The sequence below is a fragment of the Kitasatospora sp. NPDC096140 genome, assembly GCF_040303045.1.
GTDB lineage: Bacteria > Actinomycetota > Actinomycetes > Streptomycetales > Streptomycetaceae > Kitasatospora.
Genome location: NZ_JBEOUW010000025.1, coordinates 130,181 through 139,623 on the forward strand (window position 1 = coordinate 130,181; position 9,443 = coordinate 139,623).

The window sequence follows — 9,443 nt, forward strand, 5'->3', positions numbered from 1 at the left end:
AAACAGAGGGCCCCGCGGGACGAATCCCGCGGGGCCCTCCGGTGATCGAGCGGCGATCAGGCTCGGGCGATCAGGCTCAGATGAACGAGTTGATCTGGATCGTCTCGTCCCGGCCCGGGCCGACGCCGATGGCGGAGATCGGCGCGCCCGACATCTCCTCCAGCGCCTTCACGTACGCCTGGGCGTTCTTCGGCAGCTCGGCGAAGGACTTGGCCTTGCTGATGTCCTCGCTCCAGCCCGGCAGCGTCTCGTAGATCGGCTTGGCGTGGTGGAAGTCCGACTGGTTGTAGGGGAGCTCCTCGACCCGCTTGCCGTCGATCTCGTACGCGACGCAGACCGGGATCTGCTCCCAGCCGGTCAGCACGTCGAGCTTGGTGAGGAAGAAGTCGGTGAGGCCGTTGACCCGGGTCGCGTAGCGCGCGATGACGGCGTCGAACCAGCCGCAGCGGCGGTCGCGGCCGGTGGTGACACCGCGCTCGCCGCCGATCCGGCGCAGCGCCTCGCCGTCCGCGTCGAACAGCTCGGTCGGGAACGGGCCGGAGCCGACGCGGGTGGTGTAGGCCTTCAGGATGCCGATGACCCGGTCGATCTTGGTGGGGCCGATGCCGGCGCCGGTGCAGGCGCCGCCCGCGGTCGGGTTCGACGAGGTCACGAAGGGGTACGTGCCGTGGTCGACGTCGAGCAGGGTGCCCTGGCCGCCCTCCAGCAGGACGACCTTGTTCGCCTTCAGCGCCTCGTCCAGGACGAGGGTGGTGTCGGCGAGGAACGGCTTGATCTTCTCCGCGTAGCCCAGGTACTCCTCGACCACCAGGTCGGCCGGGATGGTGCGGCGGTTGTACAGCTTGACCAGGATCTGGTTCTTGTCGTGCAGCGCCGCCTCGATCTTCTGGCGCAGGATCGACTCGTCGAACAGGTCCTGGACCCGGATGCCGACGCGGTTGATCTTGTCCGCGTAGGTCGGGCCGATGCCGCGGCCGGTGGTGCCGATCCGGCGCTTGCCGAGGAAGCGCTCGGTGACCTTGTCCAGGGTCCGGTGGTACGGCGTGATCAGGTGGGCGTTGCCCGAGACCAGCAGCTTGGAGGTGTCGATGCCGCGCTCGTTGAGGCCGGCCAGCTCGGAGAGCAGCACGGCCGGGTCGATCACGACGCCGTTGCCGATCACCGGCGTGACGTTCGGGCTGAGGATTCCGGAGGGGAGCAGGTGCAGGGCGTACTTCTGGTCGCCGATGACCACCGTGTGTCCGGCGTTGTTGCCGCCCTGGTAGCGGACGACGTAGTCGACGGAGCCGCCGAGGAGGTCGGTGGCCTTCCCCTTGCCCTCGTCCCCCCACTGAGCGCCAACGAGCACGAGTGCCGGCACAGGCGTACACCCCTTCCGGTTGGGGCATCCTGCGTAGGCCGCAGTCTGCCCCGAGATAGACGAAGCCCCTGGCGCAATGGCGCAAGGGGCTCTTGCACCGAGAGATTACCTGAGGAAGGACCGGTCGTGTCGTCCCTGTCCACGCCTGCTACCGGCGGCTCCGAGCCGCTCCTGCTGCTCCTCGACCCGGTGGCCCGGCAGACCGACGGCGAGTCGGTGCGGATCGCGAGGGACGTGCTCTGCGGGGGTGCGGACGTCAAGGTGGTCTACCCGGAGAACCCTTCCGAACTCGACCGGGTGCTTTCGCACCGGGGTCGGCGGCGACCGGTGGTGATCGGTTCCGACCTCGCCTTGCAGCGGGTGCTGCAGGCGCTGCATCGGCAGCGTGAGCTGGGCGCGGAACCGGTGGGGATGGTTCCGGTCGGTCGCACGGAGGAGCTGGCGGCGGCCCGCGCGCTCGGCGTGCCGGGGGAGCCGGTGCGGGCCGCGCGGGCGGTGCTGTCGGGTGCGCCGCGTCGGCTGGACCTGCTGGTGGACGACGGCGGCGGGGTGGCGCTGGGCGGGGTGCGGATCACCGGCGGCGGCGCGCGTCGGCTGGTGAGCCGTACGGGTGGCTGGCGTTCGCTATGGGCGAAACTGGCTGCGGCCGAGCAGGCGAACCCACTCACTCCGGAGAGCGCCGACCGCAGCCCGCGGGTCCGGGTCGAGGCCGACGGCCGGCTGCTCGCCGACGTCCACCGCCCGGTCCGACTGGTCCAGGTCACCCTGCCGTCCGGTGCCTCGGACGGCACGGGCGAGATGGAGGTCGTGGTCCGGGTCTCCGGCGCCCTGGTGCGCGCCCGGGCGGCGAGCGTCTCGGTGGCCGGCCGCGGATTCGGCTACGAGGCGGACGGCCACCCGGTCGGCCCGGTCCGCGCCAGGACCTGGACGGTGCACCCGGGCGCGTGGGGACTGCTGCTCCCGGCCGCGTGAAGCCGCGGTGAACGCCGGGTGAGCAGGCTCACGTTCGGCTGCACCCCGATACCCGCCGCTCCGCACACGGAACTCCCCAACGGGCGCGAACCACAAGGCCAACCGCCACCCGCGGGAATTCCACCGGGCCGAAATCCCCACCCCGTAAGGGGTTTTGTCTACGCGCGTTACTCGTCGACCGCCCGACAATCCCGGCATCCCGGGTTCCGGAAGCCCGTGCCGACTGCCCTAGACTCGAAGACGTGCCACGTGGTGACGGAAGACTCAACCACGATCTTCTTCCCGGCGAGAAAGGCCCCCAGGACGCTTGCGGCGTCTTCGGTGTCTGGGCTCCCGGCGAGGAGGTCGCCAAGCTCACGTTCTTCGGCCTTTACGCCCTGCAGCACCGCGGTCAGGAATCCGCGGGCATCGCAGTGAGCAACGGCTCCCAGATTCTCGTCTTCAAGGACATGGGACTCGTCTCCCAGGTCTTCGACGAGGCCTCACTGGGGTCGTTGCACGGGCATATCGCCGTCGGACACGCCCGCTACTCGACCACCGGTTCCTCGGTCTGGGAGAACGCCCAGCCGACTTTCCGGGCGACCGTGCACGGTTCGCTGGCCCTCGGGCACAACGGAAACCTGGTGAACACCGCCGAACTGGCGGCCATGGTCGCCGACCTGCCCGGCGAGGAGCACGTCTCGCGATCCGGCCGGACCGCGGCGACCAACGACACCGACCTGGTGACGGCGCTGCTCGCCGGCCACCCGGACCTCTCCATCGAGGAGACGGCCAAGGTCGTGCTGCCCAAGGTCAAGGGCGCGTTCTCGCTCGTCTTCATGGACGAGCACACCCTCTACGCCGCCCGCGACCCGCAGGGCATCCGCCCGCTGGTGCTCGGCCGGCTGGAGCGCGGCTGGGTGGTCGCCTCCGAGACGGCGGCGCTCGACATCTGCGGCGCCTCCTTCATCCGCGAGGTCGAGCCCGGCGAGCTCATCGCCATCGACGAGAACGGCATGCGCACCTCCCGCTTCGCGGAGGCCAAGCCCAAGGGCTGCGTGTTCGAGTACGTCTACCTGGCCCGCCCCGACACCTCCATCGCCGGCCGCAACGTGCACCTCTCCCGCGTGGAGATGGGCCGCCGCCTGGCGAAGGAGGCCCCGGTCGAGGCCGACCTGGTGATAGCGACGCCCGAGTCCGGCACCCCCGCCGCGATCGGCTACGCCGAGGCCAGCGGCATCCCGTACGGCTCCGGCCTGGTGAAGAACGCCTACGTGGGCCGCACCTTCATCCAGCCCAGCCAGACCATCCGTCAGCTCGGCATCCGCCTCAAGCTCAACCCGCTGCGCGAGGTCATCCAGGGCAAGCGCCTGGTGGTCGTGGACGACTCGATCGTCCGCGGCAACACCCAGCGCGCGCTGGTGAAGATGCTGCGCGAGGCCGGCGCCGCCGAGGTGCACATCCGGATCTCCTCGCCGCCGGTGAAGTGGCCCTGCTTCTTCGGCATCGACTTCGCCACCCGCGCGGAGCTGATCGCCAACGGCATGACCATCGAGGAGATCGGTCGCACCCTCGGTGCCGACTCGCTCTCCTACATCTCGATCGACGGCATGATCGAGGCCACCACGCAGCCCAAGGACAAGCTCTGCCGGGCCTGCTTCGACGGCGAGTACCCGATGGAGCTGCCGGACCCGGCGCTGCTCGGGAAGCTCCTGCTGGAGGCCGAGATCAAGGGCGGCCAGCAGCAGCCGGCCGTCCGCGGCAAGCCGACCAGCGGCAGCGACCTGGACGGCGTCCAGTCGCTGCTCGGCGGGGCGGGCGCGGCCGACGCGCTGCGCCGCCCGTAGTGCCTCAGGTGGGGTCCCGGAACCCGGGGCCCCACCGTCGTTCCAGCCCCCGCTGATCCGAACCACCCCCACCTGACCCGGAAGGGCCGCACCGCAGTGACCAGCTCCAACCAGAACGGCGCCACCTACGCCGCCGCCGGTGTCGACATCGAGGCGGGCGACCGCGCCGTCGAGCTCATGAAGCAGTGGGTGAAGAAGGCCAACCGCCCCGAGGTGGTCGGCGGTCTCGGCGGCTTCGCCGGCCTGTTCGACGTCTCCGCCTTCAAGAACTACGAGCGCCCGCTGCTGGCCTCGGCCACCGACGGCGTGGGGACCAAGGTGGCCATCGCGGCCGCCATGGACAAGCACGACACCATCGGCCACGACCTGGTCGGCATGGTCGTCGACGACCTGGTGGTGTGCGGCGCCGAGCCGCTGTTCATGACCGACTACATCTGCGTCGGCAAGGTCGTCCCGGAGCGGGTCGCCTCGATCGTCAAGGGCATCGCCGAGGGCTGCGCGCTGGCCGGCTGCGCCCTGGTCGGCGGCGAGACCGCCGAGCACCCCGGCCTGCTGGGCCCGGACGAGTACGACGTGGCGGGCGCCGGCACCGGTGTCGTCGAGGCCGACGCGCTGCTCGGTGCGGACCGGGTCCGGGCCGGCGACGTGGTCATCGCGATGGCGGCCTCCGGCCTGCACTCCAACGGCTACTCGCTGGTGCGCCACGTGCTGCTGAACGAGGCCGGCTGGAAGCTGGACCGCAAGGTCGAGGAGTTCGGCCGCACCCTCGGCGAGGAGCTGCTGGAGCCGACCCGGATCTACTCGCTGGACTGCCTGGCGCTCACCCGCGCCACCGAGGTCCACGCGTTCTCGCACGTCACCGGCGGCGGCCTGGCGGCCAACCTGGCCCGGGTCATCCCGGACGGCCTGCACGCCCGCCTGGACCGCGGCACCTGGACCCCGCTGCCGGTCTTCCGGACCGTCGCCGAGGTCGGCAACGTGGCCACCCTGGAGATCGAGAAGACGCTCAACATGGGCGTCGGCATGGTCGCGGTCGTCCCGCCGCACTCGGTGGACGCCGTGCTGTCGATCCTGGAGGACCGCGGCGTCGAGGCCTGGCTGCTCGGCGACATCGTCGAGCGCACCGACGGGCACGAGGGCGGCGCGGCCCTCTACAACGCCTACGAGGGCTTCCGGACGGTCTGATCCGGACCGGACGACGAGAGGGCCCCTCCGGTCGCCGGAGGGGCCCTCTCGCATCCCGTGGAGGTCGTCCGACGGCCGGCGCGAGCCCTCCCGTCAGCGGGAACGCCGAAGACCGGCCCGGCGCCCAGGCGCCCGGACCGGTCCGGCGAAGCTGTTGTTACGAGCGGCGGGAGGCCTGCGAGGCCCCGGTGCCCGGCTCGTTGTCGTCCTCGTCGTCGAGGTCGGCGTAGCGGGCGGCGTACTCCGCGTACGGGTCGTCGTCCTCCTCCTCCTCGATCGGCTCAGGGTCGATCGAAGCGGTGGACGGCGATACGCCCAGCTCGTTGGACAGACGGTTAGCGTCGAACCCGCCGCTGTTGTACTTCAGCTCGCGGGCGACCTTCGTCTGCTTGGCCTTGGCCCGGCCGCGCCCCATGGGTCGACCCCCTCAACGATGGGGCTCACGGCCCCGAGTCTGACACGTGTTCATGATCAGGACCGGCCTGCCCGAATGGGAGGACCGTCCCTTGGAGCATTAACGGTACCTGTTTCCGCCGCTGGACGGTACGTCGTCGGTGTGACGTGGCGCGCACCGACCGCACCCGAGACCAGGTCTTCCCAGGTCAGGGGAGGTTTTGCGGCGATTTGCGCGCTGTCCAGAGGTGTCTTGGGTCCGTCGTTCCAGGACCGATTATCCCCCCTTAGGGGGCGTCGGATCACCCGATCGGGCGCAGAAGTGAGAATCCGGTTCCACATCGTGATGCGCGGGGGGCCGCGGTGGCAGCCCCCCGCGCATCCGGGGTCGGTCGCGGCGGCGGGATCAGCCGCGGCGGGCACCCGGGAGCAGGACGGTGCGCAGCGCGCTGATCTCGCGCATCCGCTTCTCGGCCAGGCGGTCGGCGGCGACCGCCGGCGGGATGCCGTCGGTGGCGGCCCGGGTGAAGATCTCCAGGGTGGTGTCGAAGATCTTGGTGGCCTTGTTCTTGGCGCGCTCGAAGTTGAAGCCGTCGATCTCGTCGGCGACCTGGATGACGCCGCCCGAGTTCACGAGGTAGTCGGGGGCGTAGAGGATGCCGCGGTCGGCGAGGTCCTTCTCGACGCCGGGGTGGGCCAGCTGGTTGTTGGCCGCGCCGCAGACGATCGAGGTGCCGAACTCGCCCAGCGCGGCGACGACGGAGTCGGTCAGCGCACCGCCGAGGGCGCAGGGGGCGTAGACGTCCAGCTTGGCCTGGAGCAGGGCGTCGGTGTCAGCGACGACCTCCACGTCCGGGTGGGCCGCGCGCACGCGGTTGACGGCGGCCTCGAAGGGGTCGGTGACGACGACGGTGGCGCCGTCCGCGACCAGGTGGCCGACCAGGTAGTGGCCGACCTTGCCGACGCCCGCGACGCCGACCCGCTTGCCGCGCAGCGTCGGCTGGCCCCAGCGCGCCTGGGCGGTGGCGCGCATGCCCTGGAAGACGCCGAAGGCGGTCAGGATGGACGAGTCGCCGGCGCCGCCGTGCTCGGGCGAGCGGCCGGTCACGAACTCGGTCTCGCGCGCGATGACGTCCATGTCCTGGACGTAGGTGCCCACGTCGCAGGCGGTGATGTAGCGGCCGCGCAGGGACTCGACGAAGCGGCCGTAGGCCCGGAGCATCGCCTCGTTCTTGTCCTTGTTCGGGTCGCCGATGATGACGGCCTTGCCGCCGCCGAGGTCCAGCCCGGCCAGCGCGTTCTTGTAGGACATGCCGCGGGAGAGGTTCAGCGCGTCCTCCAGCGCCGCCTCCTCGGAGGCGTACGGGAAGAAGCGGGTGCCGCCGAGGGCCGGGCCCAGGGCGGTGGAGTGGATGGCGATGATGGCCTTCAGGCCCGAGCTGCGGTCGTGGCACAGGACGACCTGCTCGTGGCCGTCGCCGGGGGCGCCGTCCTGTTCGGTACGGAAGATCCTGCTGAGCACGCCGGGTGCGGGGTGCGAGGCGGGGGTCTGTACGTCGGTCACTGTGGTGACTCCAGTATCGAAGGCCCGCTGCTGTGGTGCGGGCGCCTAAGGCGAAGCGTAGTCGGGTGGGCGTCTCGGATCCGCCCTCTTGTCCGAGCTTGTGCCGGTTGTCCGAGGGGTGAGACGAAAGGGGGTGCACGGTCGGGGTGCGAACGGTTCGGGGTCGCGCCCTCCCGGGCCCGCGCGGCCCGTGCGACCATGCAGGACGTGACCGTCGTGCGTACTGCCGTACAGCCGCCCTACGCCGCCCACCTGCGGGTCTACGAGCCGCTGGCCGCCTACCCGGAGCCCGAGCGGGCGCGCTGGCAGGCCTACGCGGCGGAGCGCGGGCCGGACGCCGGGGAGGCGGCGCAGCCGGTCGCGGCGGCGGTGCTGGAGGAGCAGCGGGAGGCGCTCGCGGAGCTGGTCGCGCGGACGCCCCGGGCGCTGCCGGAGCGGGAGAGCGGGCGGGCGTACCTGCGGGTGGTGGACGGCGTGCTGTACGTCTGCCCGTGGGCGACCAGGCTGCGCAGCTGGCAGGCGCTGGAGGAGCTGCGGGCCGGGGCGCCGGTGGCGCTGCTGGACACCGCGCTGCCGCCCGCGACCCGGGCGGCCGCGGAGGCGGACCGGGAGCGCTGGCGGGCGGAGCACCCGGACGCCCGGCCGTGGATCCTCACCAGCCGCTGGGAGGTGCCGGTGCGCTGGTTCCTGCCGTTCGGGGACGAGGACCGCTGCTTCGTTCCCGGCGGCGCGGCGGCGCCGGGCGGTGGGGTGCCGGGCGGTGGGGTGCCGGGAGGGGAGGGGGAGCGGGGCGGCCGGCCGGCCGCACTGTTCTACTTGGTGCCGATGGCCCAGGCGCGCCGACGGGTGGCGCGGGCCTACCGGGCGCTGCGCGAGGCGGTGCCGGAGGGGGAGCTGGCACGGGGGGCGGAGCGGGTCGGGCGGTGGCTGGAGGAGTTCCATCCGCGCTCGCTGGTGGAACTGGACTACGGGGGGCTGGTGCATCTGCTGGGGCCGGAGCGGTTGTTGGCGGACCGTTCGGCGGGGGAGCTGGAGGAGGGGCTGCGCGCACTGCGGGCGGGGGACACCGCGGAGGCGCTGCGGGTCCACGAGGAACTGACGGTGCGGTGGCGGCGGGTGCTGGCGTTGCGGTACGCGAACTGACGTCCGACCGCCCGTGTATGACTGTAAGAGTCCTAGGGACCGCAGCGCCGATGACCAAGGTCCCGGTTCGGGTCAATAGCTGCCGAACGTGACACTACTCACCGTTGACGCGAACTTACCCCTATGTGCAAAAATGGGACAACCAGCCCAACTTCACGTGAGCGTGCCCACTTTTGGGTGGTTCTGGAGTCGATGCGTGCTTTGCGGGGAAACGGAGGGTCTGGTCCCTTCGTAACCTGACGTCATCGTCGCGTGACTGTCCGTTATGGGGTGGTCCATCGCCATCCGTCGGCCTTGAACCCGTGAGGGGTCAATTTTGGCGGTTTGGTCGATAGGGCTGGACGGATGGTGTAGTTGTAGACACCAGGACAAGCCGTTCGTCCTATAACCGACTCGGCCCGTCTATGCCATTTCGGGCATCGCGGGCCAAGGTGCAGAATTTGAAGGATAGAACCGCCCTGGTTCGGTTCTCCCGAGGAGGCCGCTCATGACCGCTCGTACCCCTGATGCTGAGCCGCTGCTGACGCCGGCAGAGGTTGCCACCATGTTCCGCGTGGACCCGAAGACGGTCACCCGCTGGGCCAAGGCCGGCAAGCTGACGTCGATTCGCACGCTCGGCGGTCACCGCCGTTACCGTGAGGCGGAGGTGCGCGCTCTGCTGGCCGGGATTCCGGCTCAGCGCACTGAGGCCTGATAGGCCAAAGGCTCTTTAAAGGGGCCGCTTACCGGACTCCGCCGGGTCCGGTAAGCGGCCCCTTTTGTCGTACCCACGCGTGCCCGCCGGTCTGTCGGAATGCTGAACTCCGGATAACGATTTGATGCATGAGGGGCGGGGGGGATTTACAGTGAATAGAAGTGCAATTTTACATATTAAATTAAGGGTTCCTTGGGCAGGGCGTGCCGCACCCGGTTTTCGGGGAGGGTCGGTGACGACCGTCACGCGCTCCGTCACTTGTGGGAGGTGGCCGGTCCGGGGTAGTGGAGCCGGACGGCAAAAAGC

At 70.7% G+C, this 9,443-nt stretch carries 8 protein-coding genes; 5 read left to right on the top strand and 3 right to left on the bottom strand.

Going from position 1 to position 9,443, the window contains the following annotated elements; genetic code table 11:
- Nucleotides 1-76: 76 nt before the first annotated feature.
- Nucleotides 77-1,360 (bottom strand): adenylosuccinate synthase, encoded by a 1,284-nt coding sequence (locus tag ABT048_RS25195; RefSeq protein ID WP_350523753.1) that lies wholly within the window; start codon nucleotides 1,358-1,360, stop codon nucleotides 77-79.
- 126 nt (nucleotides 1,361-1,486) lie between these two features.
- Between ABT048_RS25195 and ABT048_RS25200 the strand changes: the two genes are divergently transcribed.
- From ABT048_RS25200 to purM, 3 genes are all read left to right on the top strand, one after another.
- Nucleotides 1,487-2,332 carry a diacylglycerol kinase family protein gene (locus ABT048_RS25200; RefSeq protein WP_350523754.1) on the top strand — a complete coding sequence of 282 codons (846 nt, stop codon included), beginning with the start codon at nucleotides 1,487-1,489 and terminating at the stop codon, nucleotides 2,330-2,332.
- Nucleotides 2,333-2,574: 242 nt separating this feature from the next.
- The gene (purF, locus tag ABT048_RS25205) at nucleotides 2,575-4,158 is read left to right on the top strand and encodes an amidophosphoribosyltransferase (RefSeq protein WP_350523755.1); all 1,584 of its coding nucleotides are present in this window, start codon (nucleotides 2,575-2,577) and stop codon (nucleotides 4,156-4,158) included.
- Nucleotides 4,159-4,254: 96 nt separating this feature from the next.
- The gene (gene purM / locus ABT048_RS25210) at nucleotides 4,255-5,343 is read left to right on the top strand and encodes a phosphoribosylformylglycinamidine cyclo-ligase (protein WP_350523756.1); all 1,089 of its coding nucleotides are present in this window, start codon (nucleotides 4,255-4,257) and stop codon (nucleotides 5,341-5,343) included.
- Nucleotides 5,344-5,500: 157 nt separating this feature from the next.
- Here purM and ABT048_RS25215 read toward each other — a convergent pair whose 3' ends face one another.
- Together ABT048_RS25215 and ABT048_RS25220 are read right to left on the bottom strand one after the other, a co-directional pair.
- Nucleotides 5,501-5,758, bottom strand: coding sequence for a DUF3073 domain-containing protein (locus tag ABT048_RS25215; protein ID WP_350523757.1), 258 nt, complete (start codon nucleotides 5,756-5,758; stop codon nucleotides 5,501-5,503).
- 384 nt (nucleotides 5,759-6,142) lie between these two features.
- Nucleotides 6,143-7,300 (bottom strand): Glu/Leu/Phe/Val dehydrogenase dimerization domain-containing protein, encoded by a 1,158-nt coding sequence (locus ABT048_RS25220; protein ID WP_396551191.1) that lies wholly within the window; start codon nucleotides 7,298-7,300, stop codon nucleotides 6,143-6,145.
- A 207-nt stretch (nucleotides 7,301-7,507) separates the two neighbouring features.
- Between ABT048_RS25220 and ABT048_RS25225 the strand changes: the two genes are divergently transcribed.
- Nucleotides 7,508-8,443, top strand: coding sequence for a DUF8083 family protein (locus ABT048_RS25225; RefSeq protein ID WP_502894078.1), 936 nt, complete (start codon nucleotides 7,508-7,510; stop codon nucleotides 8,441-8,443).
- A gap of 487 nt (nucleotides 8,444-8,930) precedes the next feature.
- Entirely contained in the window at nucleotides 8,931-9,137 is a 207-nt protein-coding gene (gene bldC / locus ABT048_RS25230) for a developmental transcriptional regulator BldC (RefSeq protein ID WP_014137253.1), read from the top strand.
- The last annotated feature ends 306 nt before the right edge of the window (nucleotides 9,138-9,443 follow it).